The organism is Pseudomonas brassicacearum (assembly GCF_918698105.1).
GTDB classification, from domain to species: Bacteria; Pseudomonadota; Gammaproteobacteria; order Pseudomonadales; family Pseudomonadaceae; genus Aquipseudomonas; species Aquipseudomonas brassicacearum_F.
Genome location: NZ_CAKKMI010000096.1, coordinates 1 through 20,964, shown reverse-complemented (window position 1 = coordinate 20,964; position 20,964 = coordinate 1). Strand labels below are relative to the sequence as shown.

24 protein-coding genes are annotated in these 20,964 nt (G+C 59.5%); 8 read left to right on the top strand and 16 right to left on the bottom strand.

The window, feature by feature from the left end; genetic code table 11:
* The coding region (locus LQ215_RS26150) for an aminopeptidase (RefSeq protein WP_230153234.1) at positions 1-992 on the bottom strand (992 nt) is incomplete at its 3' end.
* 58 nt (positions 993-1,050) lie between these two features.
* On the opposite strand from LQ215_RS26150, the gene LQ215_RS26145 reads away from it, so the two are divergent.
* Complete coding sequence (locus LQ215_RS26145) at positions 1,051-1,464, top strand: hypothetical protein (RefSeq protein WP_230153233.1); 414 nt, start codon at positions 1,051-1,053, stop codon at positions 1,462-1,464.
* A gap of 40 nt (positions 1,465-1,504) precedes the next feature.
* Positions 1,505-1,930: a hypothetical protein gene (locus LQ215_RS26140; protein ID WP_230153232.1), complete on the top strand. Its 426-nt coding sequence runs from the start codon at positions 1,505-1,507 to the stop codon at positions 1,928-1,930.
* A gap of 6 nt (positions 1,931-1,936) precedes the next feature.
* Here the strand turns inward: LQ215_RS26140 and LQ215_RS26135 are convergent, their stop codons facing one another.
* Positions 1,937-2,170: a DUF1161 domain-containing protein gene (locus LQ215_RS26135; protein WP_230153231.1), complete on the bottom strand. Its 234-nt coding sequence runs from the start codon at positions 2,168-2,170 to the stop codon at positions 1,937-1,939.
* 144 nt (positions 2,171-2,314) lie between these two features.
* Positions 2,315-2,746, bottom strand: coding sequence for an OsmC family protein (locus LQ215_RS26130; RefSeq protein WP_230153230.1), 432 nt, complete (start codon positions 2,744-2,746; stop codon positions 2,315-2,317).
* Between the two features lie 239 nt (positions 2,747-2,985).
* Here LQ215_RS26130 and LQ215_RS26125 point away from each other — a divergent pair, with 239 nt between their 5' ends.
* On the top strand, positions 2,986-3,987 hold the full coding sequence (locus tag LQ215_RS26125; RefSeq protein ID WP_230153229.1) for an LLM class flavin-dependent oxidoreductase: 1,002 nt from the start codon (positions 2,986-2,988) through the stop codon (positions 3,985-3,987).
* A 54-nt stretch (positions 3,988-4,041) separates the two neighbouring features.
* Here the strand turns inward: LQ215_RS26125 and LQ215_RS26120 are convergent, their stop codons facing one another.
* Positions 4,042-4,263 carry a DUF1161 domain-containing protein gene (locus tag LQ215_RS26120; RefSeq protein WP_014335908.1) on the bottom strand — a complete coding sequence of 74 codons (222 nt, stop codon included), beginning with the start codon at positions 4,261-4,263 and terminating at the stop codon, positions 4,042-4,044.
* Positions 4,264-4,376: 113 nt separating this feature from the next.
* Positions 4,377-4,592, bottom strand: coding sequence for a dodecin (locus tag LQ215_RS26115; RefSeq protein WP_230153228.1), 216 nt, complete (start codon positions 4,590-4,592; stop codon positions 4,377-4,379).
* Between the two features lie 155 nt (positions 4,593-4,747).
* Here LQ215_RS26115 and LQ215_RS26110 point away from each other — a divergent pair, with 155 nt between their 5' ends.
* On the top strand, positions 4,748-5,074 hold the full coding sequence (locus LQ215_RS26110; RefSeq protein WP_003196426.1) for a DUF883 family protein: 327 nt from the start codon (positions 4,748-4,750) through the stop codon (positions 5,072-5,074).
* Here the strand turns inward: LQ215_RS26110 and LQ215_RS26105 are convergent.
* Entirely contained in the window at positions 5,047-5,964 is a 918-nt protein-coding gene (locus LQ215_RS26105) for a LysR family transcriptional regulator (RefSeq protein ID WP_230153227.1), read from the bottom strand. The genes LQ215_RS26110 and LQ215_RS26105 overlap by 28 nt on opposite strands.
* Before the next feature lie 112 nt (positions 5,965-6,076).
* Between LQ215_RS26105 and trpB the strand changes: the two genes are divergently transcribed.
* Together trpB and trpA are read left to right on the top strand one after the other, a co-directional pair.
* Positions 6,077-7,309: a tryptophan synthase subunit beta gene (trpB, locus tag LQ215_RS26100; RefSeq protein ID WP_230153226.1), complete on the top strand. Its 1,233-nt coding sequence runs from the start codon at positions 6,077-6,079 to the stop codon at positions 7,307-7,309.
* Positions 7,309-8,121: a tryptophan synthase subunit alpha gene (trpA, locus tag LQ215_RS26095; RefSeq protein WP_230153225.1), complete on the top strand. Its 813-nt coding sequence runs from the start codon at positions 7,309-7,311 to the stop codon at positions 8,119-8,121. The genes trpB and trpA overlap by 1 nt, the downstream gene beginning before the upstream one ends.
* Positions 8,122-8,336: 215 nt before the next feature.
* Here trpA and LQ215_RS26090 read toward each other — a convergent pair whose 3' ends face one another.
* From LQ215_RS26090 to LQ215_RS26045, 10 genes are all read right to left on the bottom strand, one after another.
* A complete protein-coding gene (locus tag LQ215_RS26090) occupies positions 8,337-10,298 on the bottom strand; it encodes a DUF7844 domain-containing protein (protein WP_230153224.1) in 1,962 nt (653 codons plus the stop codon).
* A complete protein-coding gene (locus tag LQ215_RS26085; RefSeq protein ID WP_003187020.1) occupies positions 10,295-10,615 on the bottom strand; it encodes a DUF2388 domain-containing protein in 321 nt (106 codons plus the stop codon). The genes LQ215_RS26090 and LQ215_RS26085 overlap by 4 nt, the downstream gene beginning before the upstream one ends.
* A gap of 27 nt (positions 10,616-10,642) precedes the next feature.
* A complete protein-coding gene (locus LQ215_RS26080; protein ID WP_230153223.1) occupies positions 10,643-10,951 on the bottom strand; it encodes a DUF2388 domain-containing protein in 309 nt (102 codons plus the stop codon).
* 106 nt (positions 10,952-11,057) lie between these two features.
* Positions 11,058-11,375: a DUF2388 domain-containing protein gene (locus tag LQ215_RS26075; RefSeq protein ID WP_230153222.1), complete on the bottom strand. Its 318-nt coding sequence runs from the start codon at positions 11,373-11,375 to the stop codon at positions 11,058-11,060.
* 341 nt (positions 11,376-11,716) lie between these two features.
* Positions 11,717-11,932, bottom strand: coding sequence for a DUF1127 domain-containing protein (locus tag LQ215_RS26070; RefSeq protein WP_003187014.1), 216 nt, complete (start codon positions 11,930-11,932; stop codon positions 11,717-11,719).
* Between the two features lie 320 nt (positions 11,933-12,252).
* A complete protein-coding gene (locus tag LQ215_RS26065; RefSeq protein WP_230153221.1) occupies positions 12,253-13,746 on the bottom strand; it encodes an acetyl-CoA hydrolase/transferase family protein in 1,494 nt (497 codons plus the stop codon).
* Between the two features lie 199 nt (positions 13,747-13,945).
* The gene (locus LQ215_RS26060) at positions 13,946-15,382 is read right to left on the bottom strand and encodes an NAD(P)(+) transhydrogenase (Re/Si-specific) subunit beta (protein ID WP_230153220.1); all 1,437 of its coding nucleotides are present in this window, start codon (positions 15,380-15,382) and stop codon (positions 13,946-13,948) included.
* Complete coding sequence (locus tag LQ215_RS26055; protein ID WP_003187010.1) at positions 15,382-15,705, bottom strand: NAD(P) transhydrogenase subunit alpha; 324 nt, start codon at positions 15,703-15,705, stop codon at positions 15,382-15,384. The genes LQ215_RS26060 and LQ215_RS26055 overlap by 1 nt, the downstream gene beginning before the upstream one ends.
* A 15-nt stretch (positions 15,706-15,720) precedes the next feature.
* A complete protein-coding gene (locus LQ215_RS26050) occupies positions 15,721-16,842 on the bottom strand; it encodes a Re/Si-specific NAD(P)(+) transhydrogenase subunit alpha (RefSeq protein ID WP_014335917.1) in 1,122 nt (373 codons plus the stop codon).
* 434 nt (positions 16,843-17,276) lie between these two features.
* Positions 17,277-18,173, bottom strand: coding sequence for a LysR family transcriptional regulator (locus LQ215_RS26045; protein ID WP_230153219.1), 897 nt, complete (start codon positions 18,171-18,173; stop codon positions 17,277-17,279).
* 156 nt (positions 18,174-18,329) lie between these two features.
* Between LQ215_RS26045 and LQ215_RS26040 the strand changes: the two genes are divergently transcribed.
* Together LQ215_RS26040 and LQ215_RS26035 are read left to right on the top strand one after the other, a co-directional pair.
* Positions 18,330-19,511 carry an acyl-CoA dehydrogenase gene (locus LQ215_RS26040; RefSeq protein ID WP_014335919.1) on the top strand — a complete coding sequence of 394 codons (1,182 nt, stop codon included), beginning with the start codon at positions 18,330-18,332 and terminating at the stop codon, positions 19,509-19,511.
* Between the two features lie 13 nt (positions 19,512-19,524).
* Positions 19,525-20,745 (top strand): CaiB/BaiF CoA transferase family protein, encoded by a 1,221-nt coding sequence (locus tag LQ215_RS26035; protein ID WP_230153235.1) that lies wholly within the window; start codon positions 19,525-19,527, stop codon positions 20,743-20,745.
* Positions 20,746-20,964: the final 219 nt, after the last annotated feature.

Sequence of the window (20,964 nt, the reverse complement as noted above, 5' to 3'; positions counted from 1 at the left end):
ACCCAGTCCCCGCCCTCGCACTTGAACAGCGCCGCAAACGCCGGCACCCACTGGTCATACAGCCCGAACGGCAGCAACCGCGCATTGTTCAGTGGCGCATAGACCCAGGCATCGTAGCGTTTGTCGCCGGCCCACTGGGTGTCGCGCATTCGCCCATAGTCGGCACGCAGGCGCTCGAATTCCGCGGCTTTGCGTTGGCGCATCTGTTCGGCTGCCAGGGGCTGGGCGTACAGAGCTTCCAGGCGCTGGCGGGTGTCGAGGATCAACTGGATGAATTGGTCGCGCTGGCGTACCCGTTTACCGTTATCCGGCGCCAGCCCACGACTGGCGCGCCATTGCCGGCTGCCTTCCTGCTCGACGAAGGTGGCGAAGGACTCATTGAATTCGGTGTCGTCCTTTACGTAAAAGCGTTGGTGCGCCAGTTCATGGAAGATCAGCGTCGCCAGGCGTTCGTCGCCCCAATGCATCATCGAACTCAGGATCGGATCGTTGAACCAGCCCAGCGTCGAGTACGCCTCTACACCACCGATCGACACGTCCAGGCCCTGCAAACGCTGCAATGCGGCCTCGCCACGGGCGGCGCCCTGGCTGTAGTAACCGCGATAAGCCACGCAACCGGCAATGGGGAAACAATGATTTTGCGGTGCCAGGGAAAACTCTGGCGTGGTGAAGACATTCCAGACTACGAACGGCCGGCCAATGTCTGCGTACAGGCGATAGCTTTTATTGTCCGGCAAATGCAGATGATCACTGGCGAACGTCCGTGCCTCACGCGCCTGGCTCAGGTGCGCCTTGAGTTGGGCATCGCGAGCAGGGTCGGCAATGACCTGGTCGATAGGCTCCCGGGCCTGCAACAACCGCAGTTGCCCACCGACGAGCTGGCTGTAATAACCGGCGCTCGTGCAACCGTTCAGTAACAAAAGCAGGAGGCCTGGAAACAAAATCCGGAAAACACGGTCGAGTAACCGATGGCTTGAATGCGGCCTGATCAATTGGAATTACCCTGGGAAGTCTGCCCACAAGACTATCTCGCTTGCCTGGAGCTTCGCTATGCGCGTGTTGATGCTGACGAGCGGCCTGTTGCTGCTGACCGGTTGCGCCGGTTTGCCTGATCCTGATCCATCCCAAGCGTGGATCGACCTGGGAAACCAGCAGGACACCGCGCTGCAAGCGCTGAAAGTCGATGACAAGACGTCCACCGACCGGCGCTATTTCGAAGTGCAACCCGGCAGCCATGAACTGACGGTGCGTTATCAATTTGCCGTCGAGCCCGGCAACATCGGTCCAGATGCCGAGCCGCTGTGGCGTGATTGTCGGTTGAACGTGAAATTCAAGGATTTCAACGCGGGCCAGCGTTACCAGTTACAGGCCGGCAGCATCGGTTTCCGGCCATGGGCCAAACTTTACGACCAGCAACGCAAGGTGGTGGGGCAAGGTACGCCAGCGGGCTGTCAACAAACGTGATTGGCGCTATGCTCAGTGCCTGATTTTCAGGAGACTCACCATGCGCTTACCTCTGCTGTTACTGGCCCTGGTCTCCATGAGCGGTTGTGCAACGAGCCCGCTGCCCCAGGTCGACCCGAACATGGCATGGATCGATTTCGCTACCCCCATGCCGGGCGGCAAAGTGCTGATGGCTGAAAGCCTGGATGGCCAGCGATTGCGAGACGGCCGGTTCTTTCAGGTTTCGCCGGGCAGCCACGAACTGAAAGTGCGCTTCGACTTCGAGGTGTTTAGCGGTGGTGGGTTGGGTATGCAAGCCGAACCGCAGGAGCGGCTGTGCTACATGCTCGTGCGTTATGATCATTTCGAGGCGGGCCAGCGTTATCGCCTGGAGGGGCGCAACCTGGCGTTTACCCCCAGCGCCCGACTCTATAACGCCAAGCGTGAAATCGTGGCCGAAGAGCGACAAGTCAATTGCGTTCCGTAGGGGGCCCTAGCGGTCGTTCTTCTGATAGATGATTTTCTTCGTGCCGTTTGCGCAGGTGCCCACCACCATGTTCTGGTCGTGGACTTCGTCGTTGGTGACGATTTCCAGCGTGTAGGACGACACGTTATTGGCCTGGATCTTCGCTTCGATTTCCGCTTTCAGCTCTTCGCAAGATTTGGGGGCTGCAAGAGCTGATGCGGCGAATGCGCAACCGATGACCACCAGGGCTGATCGTTTCATGTTCGAATTCCTCATGGCAGCGCGCACTGCCTGTGCGCTGAAACTGCGGGCTTGCATTCGACCACAATTGCCTACGGGTAAACAGATCGTCCGCCCTCAAAAAAAATTGCAGCCTTTGTCAAAGGCTGCGATTTTTTCAATTGATCAGCCCACCAACGTCGCATCCAGGGTGATCTGGGCGTTCAGCACCTTGGAAACCGGGCACCCTTCCTTGGCCTTCTTGCTCAGTTCGTCGAATTGCGCCTGGCTGGCGCCGGGGATTTTCGCCTTGAGGATCAGCTTCACGGCGGTAATCGCAAAGCCGCCCTCAACCTGATCCAGGGTGACTTCAGCGTTGGTGTCGATGCTGTCGGCCTTGAGCCCGGCATCGCCGAGGATCATTGAAAAGGCCATGGAAAAACAGCCGGCATGGGCCGCGCCGATCAATTCCTCCGGGTTGGTGCCCTTGCCGCCTTCGAAGCGCGCCTTGAAGCCATAGGGCGCTTCGCGCAGCACACCGGTTTCCGTGGAAATGGAGCCGATACCTGTTTTCAGGTCACCTTCCCAATGAGCCGATGCTTTTTTGATGATAGCCATGTCTGCCTCCTGAAGATCCGGCGCGAAAGCCGCGCCTGGGTGTTTTTTTTGCTGTCTGGGTTGTGAGGATAGACCGCCCGGAAAAGTTCACCTTGTCGATTAGCCGACGAATTTAGTAGGAAAATTCTTCGCAGGGATTGAAACTCGGGTATATGCCCACATTGCATGGAACACACCTTTAGAAACGGCAGGCTTTTGCCCTCGGGAAAAGCCCGGAACGCCGTTGGAGATCCCGGCCCATGAAACAGCTGTCCGAAGTGAAATTCTCAACCCTCGACCTGGTACCTGTCCGCGCCGATGGCAATGCCGCCCAGTCCTTGCGTAATTCGTTGGACCTGGCGCAGCACGTGGAAAAATACGGTTACACCCGCTTCTGGGTGGCCGAGCACCACAACATGGACGGTATCGCCAGCTCCGCGACGGCGGTGCTGCTGGGGTATCTGGCGGGGGGGACTTCGACCATTCGTGTTGGCTCCGGCGGCGTCATGTTGCCCAATCACGCGCCGTTGATCATCGCCGAACAGTTCGGCACGCTGGAAAGCCTCTACCCGGGTCGAATCGACCTGGGGTTGGGGCGTGCGCCCGGTTCCGACCAGATGACTGCCCGGGCGCTGCGTCGCGAGCGCTCCGGCAGCGCGGACGATTTCCCTGAAGACGTGGCCGAGCTGATGCGCTACCTCGGCCCGCGCACCCCGGACCAACGCATCATCGCCATGCCCGGCACCGGGACCAATGTGCCGGTATGGTTGCTGGGGTCGAGCCTGTTCAGTGCGCAATTGGCCGGTGAACGCGGTTTGCCCTACGCATTCGCCTCCCATTTCGCACCGCGTTACATGCACGAGGCAATTCGCATCTACCGCAACCACTTCAAGCCGTCGGCGGTGCTCGACAAGCCTTATGTGATGCTCGGCGTGCCGCTGGTGGCGGCGGACACGGATGAACAGGCCGATTACCTGGCAACGTCGGTGTACCAGCGGATCCTGGCGCTGATGCGCGGCCAGAGCCTGGTGCAGCGGCCGCCGGTGGACACCATGAACGGCCTCTGGTTGCCCCATGAGAAAGAGGCGGTTGGCGATTTCCTGGGACTGGCCATGGTCGGCGGTCCGCAGAAGATTCGCGCCAAGCTGGAGGTGCTGATTGAGCAAACCCAGGCTGATGAGCTGATTTTCACCAGTGACCTGTACGAGCATGCCGATCGTTTGCACTCATACGAATTGCTGGCGCAGGTCATGAAAGGCTGAACGACACGCATAAAAAAGCCGACGCATTGCGTCGGCTTTGACGTTCGAAAAGAATCACTTTTTATAGACGATTTCTTTCGTACCGCCCTCACAGGTGCCAACGACTTCTCCGTCAGCCGCTGCGCCCTTATCGACGATTTCCAGCGAATAACCTGACACGCCCTTGGCATCCAGCTTCGCTGCGATTTCGCTTTTCAGCTCTTCGCAGGGCTTGCCGGCCGCAAACGCACCACCGGCAAGGCTCAGCAAACCCAGGGCTACCATCAACTTCTTCATCGCTCGCACTCCTTGGTCGGATCAAATAGGGCAGGTTGGAAAAACAGGATGCGCACACCATAGCGCATCGCCATTCCCTATGGCACTCCGCCAGCGTGCAAGTTCATCGCGCCTCAGCTATTCACAATCCGGAACCCGACTTTGAGGGTGACCTGAAAGTGCGCGGCCCGACCGTTTTCGATATGACCGCGGGTTTCCGTGACTTCGAACCACTCCAAGTGCTTGAGGCTCTTGCTGGCCTCGGCCAGGGCGTTGTTGATGGCGTCTTCTATGCTGGTGGGAGACGAGCCGACCAGCTCGACTTTTTTGTACGTGTGATGATCAGTCATGACGTTCTCCTTGGTTGTCTTTAACAGACTAGCAGCGATTTTTCGCCTTACGTGTGGCGCCGTTTATGCCTTGAAGTTCAGATTTACTGCACTTTCAGAAGCGCTCGGAGTCCCAATTCACACACGCCACTCAACCACTGCAGGAGAGAGCCACCATGGCCAGCAATTCGTTACGCAAAGCCTCGTTGCAAAGCATGGAAGCGGAGATCGAGAGTCTGCTCAAGTCGTTGGAAAGCCTGAAGGACGACGCTTCGGACGAGTCGCGTAAGACCCTCAAGTCGCTCAAGGCCAATGCCGAGAACGCCCTGAAACATTCTCGCCATCTGCTCAGCGACGCCTATGAAGAGGTCAAGGTGAAAACCCGTGAAACCGGGATCGCCACACGCGACTACGCGCAGGAACATCCATGGACCACGGCCGGTGTCGCGGTCGGTGCGCTGGGTTTGCTGGCTGCCTACTTGCTGTGCAAACGCGGTGACTGAGTCGGTTGGCTCAGCTCATGCCTGAGCCACTGGGCCAATTGCCGAGCGCGTCCATCTGCGGCGCGCTTGGGTAGCCACAACGCCAGTCGCGCCGCCGTTTCATCGAACCCCCACGGCGCGACCAGGCGACCGGCGCGCACGTCCTCGGCCACCAGCGGCTCGGGCGCGATCGCCACGCCAAGCCCCGCGACGGCGGCCTCCAGCAAATAATACAGATGCTCGAATCCTTGCCCGAACTTCAATGCCCGGGGATCAAGGTCGTTTTGCTGTGCCCAGGTCGGCCAAGCCTGTGGGCGGGAGGTGGTGTGCAGCAACGATTCGTCCAGCAGCGCGCTGGCCGGTGCCCCCTGCAAGCGGGTGAATCCGGCGTAGTGCGGGCTCATCACGGGGCCGATCCGCTCGCTCACCAGTTCATACACCTGCATGTCGGCCGGCCAGGGTGGTTCGGCGAATACCAGCAAGGCGTCCAGTCCCGGTCGCCTGGGATCCAGGTCGCCCTCGCCGGCGGACAGGTGAAGGCGCAAGTCCGGCAGGTCGGCATTGAGCCTGCCCAGGCGGGGAATAAACCAGCGCGCCAGCAAGCTTCCCGAGCAGCCCAGGACGAACGGGGCATCTGCCGTGCTTTGTGTGAGTTCGGCGCACACGCTGCGTAACCGCTCGAAGGCGTCCGTGCTGGCATCGCGCAGACGCATGCCGGCATCTGTGAGTTTCAAGCCGCGTCCATCCTTGCTGAACAAGCTGACACCTAAATACTCTTCCAGCACCTTCAACTGCCGACTTACAGCGCCATGGGTGACGTGCAGCTGCTCGGCCGCCTGGCTTACGCTGTTCAGGCGGGCGGTGGCCTCGAAGGCGCGCAAGGCATTGAGGGGGGGAAGGTCGTGGCTCATGTTATCTGTGAGTTTTTCTGACAGGTTGTGGCGATCTTATCGGTTTTCAGTGGTGGATGTCAGGGGTAGAGTGAACCTCATTGTCTTTCAACGCATTTGCTTGGAGCGCCCGATGACCCAGTCCACGACCCCTTTCAACCTGCGCAGCGGTCCCGATGCCAACGGCCTGTTCGGTGCGTTCGGTGGCCGCTATGTGGCCGAAACCCTGATGCCGCTGATCCTCGATCTGGCCCGCGAATACGAAGTGGCGAAGGAAGATCCGGCGTTCCTCGAAGAATTGGCCTACTTCCAGCGTGACTACGTCGGTCGTCCGAGCCCGCTCTATTTCGCCGAGCGCCTGACCGAATACTGCGGCGGTGCCAAGATCTATCTCAAGCGTGAAGAGCTGAACCACACCGGCGCGCACAAGATCAACAACTGCATCGGCCAGATCCTGCTGGCGCGGCGCATGGGCAAGAAACGCATCATCGCCGAGACCGGCGCCGGCATGCACGGCGTGGCCACCGCCACCGTGGCCGCGCGTTTTGGCCTCGATTGCGTGATCTACATGGGTACCACCGACATCGAGCGCCAGCAGGCCAACGTGTTTCGCATGAAGCTGCTGGGCGCTGAAGTGATCCCGGTGGTCGCTGGCACCGGTACCCTGAAAGATGCAATGAACGAGGCCCTGCGCGACTGGGTCACCAACGTCGACAGCACGTTCTACCTGATCGGCACCGTCGCTGGCCCGCATCCGTATCCGGCGATGGTGCGTGACTTCCAGGCCGTGATCGGCAAGGAAACCCGCGAGCAGTTGCAAGCCCAGGAAGGTCGCCTGCCGGACAGCTTGGTGGCGTGCATCGGCGGCGGTTCCAACGCCATGGGCCTGTTTCACCCGTTCCTGGACGACAAGAGTGTCGAGATCATCGGCGTCGAAGCCGCCGGTTATGGCATCGAGACCGGTAAGCATGCGGCGAGCCTGAACGGCGGCGTCCCCGGTGTGCTGCACGGCAACCGCACCTTCCTGTTGCAGGACGACGATGGTCAGATCATCGACGCCCATTCGATTTCCGCAGGTCTCGACTACCCCGGTATCGGTCCGGAACACGCCTGGTTGCATGACATTGGTCGCGTCCAGTACACCTCGGTGACCGACGCCGAAGCCCTGGAAGCCTTTCACAAATGCTGCCGCCTGGAAGGGATCATTCCTGCATTGGAAAGCGCCCATGCCCTGGCGGAAGTGTTCAAACGCGCACCGAGTCTGCCGAAGGATCACCTGATGGTGGTCAATCTGTCCGGTCGTGGTGACAAAGACATGCAAACCGTGATGCATCACATGGAACAGTCCCAGCAGGAGAAACACTGATGAGCCGCCTGCAAACCCGTTTTGCCGAACTCAAGGAACAGAACCGCGCCGCCCTGGTGACTTTCGTCACGGCTGGCGACCCGGACTACGACACCTCGCTGGCAATCCTCAAGGGCCTGCCAGCGGCCGGTGCCGATGTCATCGAGCTGGGCATGCCGTTCACCGACCCGATGGCCGACGGCCCGGCGATCCAGTTGGCGAATATTCGTGCCTTGGGTGCCCAGCAGAACCTGGCGAAAACCCTGCAGATGGTTCGTGAGTTCCGCGAAGACAACAGCGAGACACCGCTGGTGCTGATGGGCTACTTCAACCCGATCCACCGTTATGGCGTGCAGCGTTTCATTGGCGAGGCGCTGGAATCTGGCGTGGATGGCCTGATCGTTGTGGACATGCCGCCCGAGCACAACAGCGAACTGTGCGAACCGGCCCAGGCAGCTGGCTTGGACTTCATCCGCCTGACCACGCCGACCACTGACGACGTGCGTTTGCCGACGGTGCTCAATGGCAGTTCGGGCTTTGTATATTACGTGTCGGTGGCGGGTGTGACCGGTGCCGGTGCCGCGACGCTGGAGCACGTGGAAGAAGCCGTGGCGCGCTTGCGTCGCCACACCGATTTGCCGATCAGCATTGGTTTCGGTATCCGTACGCCGGAGCAGGCGGCGGCCATCGCACGATTGGCTGATGGGGTGGTGGTTGGCTCGGCGCTGATCGACCATATCGCCAATGCCGATACGTCGGAACAGGCGATTGATGGCGTGTTGAGCTTGTGTGCCGCCCTGGCTGATGGTGTACGCAAGGCGCGTGTCAGCTGATTGTTGATCGTCCTGCAGCATGAAAAAGGGGTTCAGAACTTGGTTCTGAACCCCTTTTTATTGGACGAGGACTGCTCTTGTGGCGAGGGAGCTTGCTCCCGCTGGGTCGCGAAGCGGCCCTAAACAGGCTCATGCAATTTTTCAGACAGGCCGCATTGGCTGGTTTACGACTGCTTCGCAGCCGATCGGGAGCAAGCTCCCTCACCACAATGGGATCAGGGCAACTCCAACCCGCCCCTGGCCTTGTGCAGCTTGCGCAAATGCTCGCCGATCGCTTTCACATTGGCCTCGCTGGCAGCAATTTCAGCGGCGCGACTGGCCTCAAGCAATGCCCGGACTTCCTTGTCCAGGTCGCCTGTCAGCGTTTGAAGTTGTTTCTGGCGCAAGCTGCTTTCCGATTCCAGGCGTTGCCACTCGCTGGGTTGCGGCAAACCATAGCCACTGCTGCCCAGCAGTTCGGCCGGGCGGCTCAGGAAGCCGCTGTTGGCGAGAATCTGCTGCAGCGTTGCGTTAGCCCTTTCCATGCCGCCATTCTGCAATTCACGGGCTCCGAGATAACGCTGTTTGACTTCATCCTGGGCCAACAACAGTTGCCGACGATAACTGGCCTGTTCCAGCAGCAGCAGCGCCGCGCTGGTGCGCAGGTCGGCCTGTTCGAACCAGACGCGGCGTTCGGCGGCGTCCAGGGCCAGCCAGTCTTCCACCGTTTGCTGCTTGATCGGCAGATACTTCTTCAGCACATCGAACATCGCCTGGTATCGCTCGCGGAATGAGTCGAAGCGGTAGCCCAGGCGCAAGGCTTCCTTGGGATCATCCAGCACGCTGGTATCCGCCAGGCCCCGGCCCTTGAGGACTTCCAGCAAGCCGTTGGGCATGATGCTGTCCAGGCCCTTGAGCTGCTCGTTATTGCTGCCGCTGCGCAACAGCTTCAAGCTTTCCACGGCGCAGTTATTGGACAGGAAGTAATAGTTGCCGTCGTAGCTCCAATGCATTTCGGCGGCGTGCTCGACCGTTTCCTCGATCTCGGTGCGCGACAGGTTCAGCGGCACCGATGCCAGGCTGCGCAGCTCGGTCTTGGTGTATTCATCGATCACCTGGGCCAACGGCAATACGAACAGGCGCGACGGGTATTTGCCGACCAGCCCGTCCCAACTCGATAGCTGCACATCGCCGACGAAGGCGCGATACGACAGCACCAGGTGTTGGTCCAGATCCAGTCGGCAGTCCGGGCCACGTGGGCGACCCGGTGCGCAGATCACCAGCCGGAGCATGCTGTGGCCCCAGCGGCTCACCCAGTTCTGGTTGGCTTCGGCCAGCAGGTAATCAATGGCATAGACCCGCTCTGGATCGACCTTGCCCAGTGGTGTCTTGGCGAAGTCGTTGCCAGCGTTGAGGAACGCGAACGATTTGGCGCAGGTGTCCTTGGCGGCGGGTGCCCAGCCGAAGTGTTCCTGGTAATAGCGATACAGGGCGGGGCGTCGGCAGGCGTAGCTCGGGTCTAGGAGAAAGTACTCCATGTTGACCGCGACGAACTCCTTGGGGCTGCTCGTTTCATAGAGATCCGGGCTGCGGGCGACTTGGCGGTTGTGCTGTTCCCGCTCTCCGCGCCGGCCGACGTATTGCGGCCAGCCGGCGAGGTCCAGCAAGCGCGGATCATCGCTGAGAGTGAAACGGCGGTCGTTCTGGCCCCGGCATTCATCGGGAAGACCGATCAACCCGGCGCTGCTGTTGCGTCGAGTGCAACGCTGGATCAGCGCCCGCTCGGCATCTGGCCATAGACGTGATCGGTCATAAATGTGGGTCAGTTCGTGCAAGACCGTGGCGAGCATTTCCCGTCGCACGGTGCCGTGGGGGCGATGGGTCTTTTGCGTCGCGGCGCTGCCGTCGACAAGGCTGTCGAGCAGGTTGCTGTTGAGGTCCAGTTGCGACACCAGCGAGGCCTGGCCGTAGGCGTTGGCCGGCATCTGGTCGGTCCAACCGACATCGATGCGTCGATCCAGTCGCTCGATGAAGCGCGGCGGCAGCGCCTGCATGGCTTCATCGAGCAGCGCCTGGCTGGCCTGCTGTTGCGCCGGGCTCAGTCCTTCGACGTTGAGGTGCAGTTGCAGGCCGGCCTGGGCCATGCTGCCCGTGAGCAGCAAGACCCCGGCCGCCAGCCAGGCGGCGAACCGCCTCACAATGCGAGGATGGCTTCGGCGAGAACCTGGTCACTGGCGTCGCGGGCTTCCGGCACGCGGGTGCGCAAGGTGTCGAAGGCGGCCTCGAGATGAGCGCCACGAATTTCACCGTTGCTGGCGACAAAACTGGCCGCATCGTCGTGGGCTTCGCGGACGATTTTCGAATCACGGATGGAGGTGGTGGTGTCGGAAGTGAAATCAATCGTGCGCTGGGAAGCGCGAACGATGATGTTACTGGTGGCTACCAGGGTATGTGCCTGGGCCACATCGGCCAACACCAGCAGGCCTAGGGCGGCAGCAATCAGCGGGCTACGCATGGAACGACTCCGGAGAAATAAGGATAACTATTGGACGAGAATTGCTTGTGCCAGTTCAAGGTCGCTGGCGTGAAGTTTTGGCTGGGTCCGGCGCAGGTAATCCAGGGCAGATTCCAGTTGTGCACCTCGCAACTGCCCGTCGCTGGCAATGAAAGCCGCAGCGTCATCGTGAGCGGCGACGATCAGTTTATGGTCGAAGGGCGCAGAGGTCACCATGCTCGTGGCATAACCGCTGACCACCACTTGCTGGGTGGACACATCGAAGGCATGGGCCGGAACAGTCCAGCAAAAAACTACGAAGAAAGACGCGATGAACAGATCTGAGTAAAAGCGCATGGGACTCGACGGTTGATGGCGAGCCTGAAGGCTAGCGCAAACCTGCGGGCCAGAGCCAGTGCTGAAACATCGGAACACCATTGGGTGCCCGATGTTTCATGTTGCATCAGATTACCAGGATGGCCTGGGCCAGCTGTGCATCGGTGGCGTTGAGCTGTGGTGCCTGCTGGCGGATGTAATCCAGGGCACTTTCCAGTTTCACACCACGGATGGCGCCTTCGCTGGCCACGAAGCTGGCAGCGTCATCACGGGCGGCTTGAACGATCTTGTTGTCCCGCAATGATGAGGTTGCGTCGGAGGTCGCGTCGGACGTGGCCTTGAGTGCGCCGACAATAGAGTCAGTGGTGACGATAAAACTGCTGGCGTTGGAGTGGGCGGCTACGGCCAGCAGGGCAACTGTGCTGAGCAGGCGGAGACGGATCATGAGGAAACTCCTTGAAGGGTGAGGATACCGGTGCGTGTAGCTGGAAGAGGAGACGCATGCTCGACTCGCTTCGCCACGTTCGCATCGATATTAGGACAGAACGCGTTGGGTGACAGCCCTTTGCGAAGGTCATCGGCAGCATGATGCCTGCATTGGTCGCTACGGCTCAAGGTGAACTGTACTGGTATATTATTAATATTTACGAAACTGTTATATCTCTCCGGTGTTCCAAAAAACGGGCCCGGAAACGACAAGACCCGTCGCGGTTTCCCGCGACGGGTCTTGTTTGTTCAATTCGGTGCTGGCGGTGGACCCGGTGGGTCAGGGCCAGCGACGCTGAGTTAGCGCCAGAACGGCTTGCTCAGCTCTTCGTAACGTTGTGCTTCGCTGATACCGGCGTCAGCCAGCAGGCGCGAATCCAGACGAGCCAGTTGGTGGCGGCTGGCGATGCGGCGCTGCCACAACATCAGGTTAGCGATAACGCGAAGAGGCAGGGAAGCCTGGTTTTTTTCAGCTTTGTCTTCGAAAAACAGCTCGGAACTGAGTGTACGTTCCATGGTTGACATCCTTCCGCTTGTGGCGGGATTAGGTAGTGGTTTAACTGGTGCCCATGATCCTCTCGTTTGGCCAGTCTCTCTAGATACAGTTCACCTGTATTGTGAGATACCAGTTAACTGTTAAAGAGCGGTGTACTGGTCGATATCGAGGCAACTGTACCTGTCCGCACAATATTGGTGCATTTTAAGGGGTTGTTCGATGTTTTGTGGGAAAAGGCTGTCAGAAATCACCGGTACAGCAGTACAGTTTTTGTCATGTTGGGCCCGAATGGCAGCCTTCAATCAAAACTGTATTTGCGACAACCGGTGATCCAGCTGTATCAGACGGCCAACATGCGTCCGGTTTCTTCGAGGTTGACGTGCCAACTCAGTGCATCGCGCAGAATATGCGGGGTATGCCCACCCAGGGCGCAGGCTGCTTCGAAGTATTCATTCAACGCTTGGCGGTAGGACGGATGCACGCAGTTGTCGATGACTACGCGTGCCCGCTCCCTCGGCGCCAGGCCGCGCAGGTCGGCCAGGCCGATCTCCGTCACCAGGATGTCGACATCGTGTTCGGTATGGTCCACATGGCTGACCATCGGCACGACACTGGAAATAGCACCGCCCTTGGCAATCGACTTGGTAACGAAAATCGCCAAGTGGGCGTTGCGGGCGAAATCCCCCGAACCGCCAATGCCATTCATCATCCGAGTACCGCAGACGTGGGTGGAGTTGACGTTGCCGTACAGGTCGAACTCCAGCGCGGTGTTGATACCGATAATGCCCAGGCGACGTACGACCTCGGGATGGTTGGAGATTTCCTGTGGGCGCAAGACCAGTTTGTCCTTGTACCGTTCCAGATTTCCGAACACATCGGTGTTGCGACGGCTCGACAGCGTGATGGAGCTGCCGGAGGCGAAGCTCAGCTTGCCAGCGTCGATCAGGTCAAATGTCGAGTCCTGCAGGACTTCGGAATACATGGTCAGGTCTTCGAACGGGGAGTCGATCAGCCCGCACATCACGGCGTTGGCGATGTTCCCAATCCCGGCCTGCAACGGCCCGAGCTTGTTGGTCATGCGTCCGGCCGCAACTTCCTGCTTGAAGAAGTCGATCAAATGATCTGCGATGGCCTGGGTGTCGCTGTCCGGTGGCGCGACGGTCGAAGGCGAATCCCCTTGGTTTGTGATGACAATGGCGGCAATTTTTTCCGGCGGGATCGGGATGGCGGGGCTGCCAATACGGTCGTCGACCTTTACCAGGGGGATGGGGGTGCGGGTCGGGCGATAGGTCGGGATGTAGATGTCGTGCAGCCCTTCCAGGTTCGGGTTGTGGGCCATGTTGATCTCGATGATCACTTGCCGGGCGAAGATGGCGAAACTGGCCGAGTTACCTACCGATGTGGTCGGTACGATATGCCCTTGCTCGGTGATGGCCACCGCTTCGATCACGGCAATGTCGGGCAGCTTGAGCTGGCCGTTACGCAGTTGTTCAACGGTTTCCGAGAGATGCTGGTCGATGAACATCACCTCGCCCGCGTTGATTGCCTTGCGCAACGTGCTGTCGACCTGGAATGGCATACGCCGCGCCAGCACGCCGGCCTCGGTGAGCTCCTTGTCGAGGTCATTACCCAGGCTCGCACCCGTCATCAGGCTGATTTTCAGCGGAGTCACCTTGGCACGCTCAGCCAGGGCGTGGGGCACTGCTTTCGCTTCTCCGGCGCGGGTAAAGCCGCTCATGCCGACGGTCATGCCGTCCTGAATCAACAAGGCTGCTTCGGCAGCACTCATCACCTTATTCAATAAAGAAGGCAAGCGGATGCGATCACGGTACATAGGTTGTTATCTCGGGCAGGAAAGCAAGATGCGCAGTCTAGTGAATTCGCGCTGTGCCCGACCCGCTACAAAGGTCGCATTTAAGGCCTCTATTACGGGCGTTTCAGGCAAAACATTATTACCGGATCGGTAACGTTCGGCCTTGATACAAATCAAAACGCCCCGACAAGTCGGGGCGTTGATGGCGAAGCAGGGAACGTTATTCCACCGCTTTGACCATGTCTTCGATGACCTTCTTGGCGTCACCGAACACCATCATGGTCTTGTCGAGGTAGAACAGCTCGTTGTCCAGGCCGGCATAGCCGCTGGCCATCGAGCGCTTGTTGACGATGATGGTCTTGGCCTTGAAGGCTTCGAGGATCGGCATGCCCGCGATCGGCGACTTCGGATCGTTCTTCGCCGCCGGGTTGACCACGTCGTTGGCGCCCAGCACTAACACCACGTCGGCCTGGCCGAACTCGGAGTTGATGTCTTCCATCTCGAACACCTGGTCGTAAGGCACTTCGGCTTCGGCCAGCAGCACGTTCATGTGCCCGGGCATGCGCCCTGCCACGGGGTGGATCGCGTATTTGACGGTCACGCCGCGGTGGGTCAGCTTCTCGGTCAGCTCTTTCAACGCGTGCTGCGCCCGCGCCACCGCCAGGCCGTAGCCCGGTACGATGATCACGGTGTCGGCGTTGGTCAGCAGGAAGGTCGCGTCGTCAGCCGAGCCGGATTTCACCGGACGGGCTTCTTTCGAGCCTGCCGGGCCAGCTGCATCTGCCGTGTTGCCGAAACCGCCGAGCAACACGTTGAAGAACGAGCGGTTCATCGCCTTGCACATGATGTACGAGAGGATCGCACCGCTCGAACCCACCAGCGAACCGGCGATGATCAGCATCGAGTTGTTCAGCGAGAAGCCAATGCCCGCTGCGGCCCAACCGGAATAACTGTTGAGCATCGAGACCACCACCGGCATGTCCGCGCCACCGATCGGGATGATGATCAGCACACCCAGGACAAAGGCCAGGGCCAACATCAGGGCGAACGCGCCGAGGTTGCCGGTGAACATAAAGGTCAGGCCCAGGCCCAGGGTTGCCAGGCCCAGGATCAGGTTGAGCTTGTGCTGGCCACCAAACTGTACCGGTGCGCCCTGGAACAGGCGGAACTTGTACTTGCCCGAGAGCTTGCCGAAGGCGATCACCGAACCGGAGAAGGTGATTGCACCAATGGCTGCGCCGAGGAACAACTCCAGGCGGTTACCGGCCGGAATCGAATCACCCAGTTGCTTGACGATGCCCAAGGATTGCGGCTCGACGACCGCCGCGATGGCAATGAACACCGCCGCCAGGCCGATCATGCTGTGCATGAACGCCACCAGCTCCGGCATCTTGGTCATCTCGACGCGCTTGGCCATGATCGAGCCGGCGGTGCCGCCGATCAGCAGGCCGACAATGACGTAGCCGATGCCGGCAGTCGCAAGCTCGGCACCGAGCTTATAGATGAGGCCCACAGTGGTGAGCACCGCCAGCGCCATGCCGAGCATGCCGAACAGGTTGCCACGGCGAGAGGTGGTGGGGTGCGACAGGCCTTTGAGGGCCTGGATGAAGCAGATCGACGCGATCAGGTAGAGCGTCGTTACCAGGTTCATGCTCATTACTTGGGCGCCTCTTCTTTTACGGCTTTCGGGGCTTTTTTCTTGAACATCTCAAGCATGCGGCGCGTCACCAGGAAGCCACCGAATACGTTGACCGCGGCCAGGGCCACGGCGAGGGTGCCCATGGTCTTGCCCAGAGGCGTTACGGTCAGCGCGGCAGCGAGCATGGCGCCGACGATCACGATCGCCGAAATGGCGTTGGTCACCGCCATCAATGGCGTGTGCAGCGCAGGTGTTACGTTCCAGACCACGTGATAACCGACATAAATCGCCAGCACGAAGATGATCAGGTTGTAGATACCGGGGGAGATAAGCTCTTCCATTGTCTGAATCCCTGCTTAGGCGTTTTTGCGGATGACTTGGCCGTCGCGGCACATCAGGCACGCGGCGACGATGTCGTCTTCCAGGTTCACGTCGAACTGACCTTCCTTGGTGAAGACCAGCTTCAGGAAGTCCAGCAGGTTACGGGCGTACAGCGCCGAAGCGTCTGCCGCGACTTCACCGGCCAGATTGGTCGGGCCGCAAATGGTCACGCCATTCTCGATCACGACCTGGTCGGCCACGGTCAGCGGGCAGTTACCGCCCTGGGCTGCGGCGAGGTCGATGACCACCGAACCGGGTTTCATCTGCGCGACGGTTTCGGCGCTCAGCAAGGTCGGTGCCTTGCGGCCCGGAATCAATGCGGTGGTAATGACGATGTCCGCCTGCTTGGCGCGCTCGTGCACGGCCTGGGCCTGGCGCTGCATCCAGCTGGCCGGCATGGGCCGGGCGTAACCGCCGACGCCGACGGCGCATTCACGCTCTTCGTCGGTTTCGTAAGGCACGTCGACGAACTTGGCGCCGAGGGATTCGATTTGCTCCTTTACCGCCGGGCGCACATCCGAAGCCTCGATTACCGCACCCAGGCGTTTCGCGGTGGCAATCGCCTGCAACCCGGCCACGCCCGCGCCGAGAATCAGCACGCGCGCCGCTTTCACGGTGCCTGCAGCGGTCATCAGCATCGGCATGAAGCGCGGGTAGTGGTGGGCGGCCAGCAGCACGGCTTTATAGCCGGCAATGTTCGCTTGAGACGACAGCACATCCAGGCTCTGGGCGCGGGAGGTACGTGGCGCGGCCTCGAGGGCGAAAGCGGTAATGCCGCGTTCGGCCAGCTTGGCGATGGTTTCGTTGTTGAACGGATTGAGCATGCCCACCAGAACGGTGCCGCTCTTGATCAGCGCCAGTTCGCTGTCGCTGGGAGCCACCACCTTGAGGATCAGCTCGGCCCCGAACGCATCACTGGCACTGCCAATGGTTGCGCCCGCTGCCTCATAGGCACTGTCGATAACGCTGGCCTTGATGCCGGCGCCGCTTTGAACAGTGACTTTATGGCCTTGGCCGATCAGCTTCTTGATGGTTTCCGGGGTAGCAGCAACCCGTGTTTCACCCGTTTGGGTTTCGAGGGGAACACCAATGTGCACGTCAAATCTCCTGCGTGATCTTATTGAGTAAACCCAGGCACTTCGGATGGTGCGGCTGGGGCGGCCGATCAGCACGATCCCGCCAAACCAGGCGGGGCGCGGCATTTTGCAGGCGAAAATTCAGCCCTTCAAGGGATTATGACGGGTGACGGAAAATTAACTACAAGTCACCCTGTGACCGAATGTCGCAATAATCGATCGGCATCCCTTGTAGGCCGCGCTTTCCAAGGATTCAGGTTCAAATTGACAATTTTTTCCATCGGCCAGATGAATAGGCCGTGATGCGCTGCGCAATATGGCTCAAAGCCATGTATTTAAACGCTTTGGAGACTACTGTACGGGCTTCATAACAGATTGACTGAATGCGACATAAACTTATATCTGTAGCGACTTATGTTAGTTTACTACCTAACTCGTTTTTAGGCTTTTCCTTGTTAATCAAGGAGATAGTTATTGGCTTGTTTCACGAGCCAATCGCGAAAAGCCCGAAGAGAGGCGGATTCGACCTTTCGCTCTGGAATCATCAGGTAATAGGCCTTGATGCTCGATAGCGCGCTACGGTTGGCCACGACCAGCCGTTTCTCTGCCAGCTCGCGCTGGATCAAGAAGGGCGGAATCAGCGCGATGCCCATGTCGTGCATGGCCGCTTGGGCAAGCATGGAGAATAGTTCATAACGCGGGCCTGTCAGGTCTCGTGCAATGTTCAGGTTCTGGGCGTTGAACCACTGGCGCCACGCATACGGGCGAGTGGTCTGCTGGAGCAAGGGCAATTCGGCGATCGCCTCTGGTGTCAGGCTCGTCCGATCTCCCAGTAAGGCAGGGCTGCATACCGGCATCGGGTTTTCGCCCATCAGTTTGTGGGATTCGGTACCGGACCAGTCCGCATCACCAAAGTAGATGGCGGCGTCAAATTCTGTATCCGCAAAGAGAAAGGGTCGTGTGCGGTTGGTCAGGTTGACGGTGACTTCCGGATGCTGCTGCTGGAAATCCTTGAGGCGTGGTAGCAGCCATTGAGTGCCGAAGGTTGGAACCACGGCCAGTTCGATCACGTTCGCACCGGTGTGTCCCATCACTGAAAGAGCGTCGCGCTCGACGGCATCCAGTTGAGTGGCGACTCGACGGCTGTAGGAAAGGCCGGCTTCGGTCAGTTTGACGCCTCGACGCGAGCGTCGGAAAAGCTCCACGCTGAGGAAGTCTTCCAGGCTGGCGATTTGTCGGCAGATCGCGCCCTGCGTAAGAGAAAGCTCGTGCGCCGCCTTGGTGAAGCTCTCATGACGTGCGGCAGCCTCGAAGCTGATCAGGGCGGTGGTGCTGGGGATTTTACGGCGCATGTACGCAAGCCTCACTCAATATCGACATAAACGGGGTTTATGGCGTTTACGGAGTGAGAAATTAGCACAAGATAGTGCGCAATCCTCGTTTGCCCTTGTAGGAAAGCGCGCCTAGGATCAATCCACGATTTTCATTTAATTGGCGAGGACTCTTTCATGGCCGGTAAAGCGAGCTTCAACTGGATCGATCCATTGTTGCTGGATCAGCAGCTCACCGAAGAAGAACGCATGATCCGCGACACTGCGGAGCAGTTCGCCCAGCAGAAGCTCGCGCCGCGGGTGCTGGAAGCGTTCCGCCATGAGAAGACCGACCCGGCGATTTTCCGCGAGATGGGTGAGGTGGGCCTGCTGGGGGCAACCATCCCTGAGCAGTACGGCGGCAGTGGGTTGAACTACGTCAGCTATGGCCTGATCGCTCGTGAAGTGGAGCGCGTTGACTCCGGCTACCGCTCGATGATGAGCGTGCAGTCCTCGCTGGTCATGGTGCCGATCAATGAATTCGGTACCGAGGCGCAAAAACAGAAGTATCTGCCAAAGCTGGCGTCTGGTGAATGGATCGGCTGCTTTGGTCTGACCGAGCCGAACCATGGTTCCGATCCCGGCGCGATGATTACTCGTGCGCGCAAAGTGGAAGGTGGCTACAGCCTGACGGGTAGCAAAATGTGGATCACCAACAGTCCGATCGCCGACGTCTTTGTCGTCTGGGGTAAGGACGACGCTGGCGATATCCGCGGCTTCGTGCTCGAGAAGGGCTGGAAGGGCCTGAGTGCGCCGGCCATTCATGGCAAGGTTGGCCTGCGCGCCTCCATCACTGGCGAAATCGTGATGGACAACGTATTCGTTCCAGAAGAGAACATTTTTCCCGATGTGCGTGGCCTGAAAGGCCCGTTTACCTGCCTGAACTCGGCGCGCTATGGCATTTCCTGGGGCGCCTTGGGGGCCGCTGAATTCTGCTGGCATACCGCTCGCCAGTACACGCTGGATCGCCAGCAGTTTGGGCGTCCACTGGCTGCCAATCAATTGATCCAGAAGAAGCTGGCCGACATGCAGACCGAAATCACGCTGGCCCTGCAGGGATGCCTGCGTCTTGGACGTATGAAAGATGAGGGCACGGCGGCGGTCGAGATCACTTCGATCATGAAGCGCAACTCCTGCGGCAAATCCCTGGACATCGCTCGCATGGCGAGGGACATGCTGGGTGGCAATGGGATCTCCGATGAGTTTGGCATCGCTCGCCATCTCGTGAACCTGGAAGTCGTAAACACCTACGAAGGCACCCACGACGTTCATGCGCTGATCCTGGGGCGTGCACAAACCGGTATCCAGGCGTTCTATTAAGAGGGGAACGTTCATGGGCGCGCTTTCGCATCTGCGGGTATTGGATTTATCGAGGGTCCTGGCCGGGCCGTGGGCCGGACAGATCCTGGCGGACCTGGGGGCTGATGTCATCAAGGTCGAGCGTCCTGGCAACGGTGACGATACGCGCGCCTGGGGACCGCCTTTCCTGAAGGACGCCCGAGGCGAGAACACGACCGAGGCTGCTTATTACCTGTCGGCCAATCGCAACAAGCAGTCGGTGACCATCGATTTCACGCGTCCAGAGGGGCAGCGGCTGGTGCGAGAGCTGGCAGCCAAGTCCGATATCCTGATCGAAAACTTCAAGGTTGGCGGGCTGGCGGCTTATGGTCTGGACTATGAGTCGCTAAAGGCGATCAATCCGCAATTGATCTATTGCTCGATCACCGGGTTTGGTCAGACGGGCCCTTATGCCAAGCGTGCCGGGTATGACTTCATGATTCAGGGGCTGGGGGGCTTGATGAGCCTGACCGGTCGTCCTGAGGGCGATGACGGGGCGGGACCGGTGAAGGTGGGGGTCGCGCTGACGGATATCCTCACGGGGCTGTATTCGACTGCTGCTATTTTGGCGGCGCTGGCGCATCGGGATCATGCCGGCGGCGGGCAGCACATCGATATGGCCTTGCTGGATGTTCAAGTGGCTTGCCTGGCCAATCAGGCGATGAATTACCTGACCACGGGCAACGCGCCGAAACGGCTGGGCAATGCTCATCCAAACATCGTGCCTTATCAGGATTTTCCTACGGCCGATGGCGATTTCATCCTTACGGTGGGTAATGACGGCCAGTTCCGAAAATTCGCTGAGGTTGCCGGTCAACCGCAGTGGGCTGACGACCCGCGTTTTGCCACAAACAAGCTGCGGGTGGCGAATCGGGCGGTGTTGATTCCGTTGATCCGCCAGGCGACGGTGTTCAAGACCACCGCCGAGTGGGTGGCTCAGCTGGAGCAGGCGGGTGTGCCGTGTGGGCCAATCAACGATCTTGCCCAGGTGTTTGCCGATCCTCAGGTGCAGGCGCGTGGATTGGCGATGGAATTGCCTCACGTACTGGCTGGTAGCGTGCCTCAGGTGGCGAGTCCGATTCGACTCTCCGAGACGCCGGTGGAATATCGCAATGCGCCCCCTTTATTAGGGGAGCATACGCTGGAGGTCTTGCAGCGAGTGTTGGGGCTGGACCAAGCAGCAGTGACGGCGTTCAGAGAGGCGGGGGTTCTTTGAGTCTCCCCTTCTATATAGAGGAGGATCTTAAGGGCCAAAACAGCGGGTTTGCCCGTGTCGCGCAACTTATTGATAGGAAAGCGAAATTAAGGGTTGACGGCAGATTCTGGAAGTCTATAATTCGCCCCACTTCCGGCGCAGTCGAAACGGAAAACTCCTTGAGATTCAACGAGTTAAGTAAGTTTCGAAGGTGTTGGGTTTCAGGTCATCGAAGCCCGG